The organism is Arthrobacter sp. JCM 19049 (genome assembly GCF_001310435.1).
The window spans coordinates 1-548 of record NZ_BAXF01000932.1 but is presented as its reverse complement, the minus strand read 5'-3'; the positions used below and the strand labels follow the sequence as shown (position 1 = coordinate 548).

Annotated in this window: 1 protein-coding gene; it reads right to left on the bottom strand. The window is 69.5% G+C overall.

The genetic code is table 11. The features are described from left to right. The coding region (locus JCM19049_RS17195) for an ATP-binding cassette domain-containing protein (RefSeq protein ID WP_279403520.1) at positions 1–548 on the bottom strand (548 nt) is incomplete at both ends.

The window sequence follows — 548 nt, the reverse complement described above, 5'->3', positions numbered from 1 at the left end:
CCAGCGCGTTGGCGCTGGCCCCCTCGGCGATGGCCTTGAGCAGGGTGCTCTTCCCGGTGCCGCTGGCCCCGTCCAGCAGCAGGCGCTGGCCCGGTTCCAGGCGCAGCGTGTAGTTGCGGTAGAGCGGCGCCTCGGTGCCGTAGCGGAAGGAAAAGTCCTCCAGCTCCAGGATCGGCTGGCGGTTCCCGGCATCCAGGGGCAGCCGTTGGACGCTGATGGCCGGTTCGGGGTTCTGCCCCACCATCTGCTCGTAGCGCTGGTAGGCGGCCAGTCCGTCATCGGCGGCGTGGTAGGCCGAGCCGACTTCACGCAAGGTTCCGAAGACCTCGGGGGCCAGGATCAGCACGATCAGCCCGGCGGCCAGGTCCATGTGGCCGCCGACCAGGCGCAGGCCGATGAACACCGCCACCACCGCAACCGAGAGCGTGGAGATCAGTTCGAGCCAGAAGCTGGAGAGGAAGACCGTCTTCAGGTTCTCCATGGTGGCCTTGCGGTAGCGTCGGCCCAACCGGGCGATCGCCGTTCCCTGGGCGCGGGCCCGGCCCAGG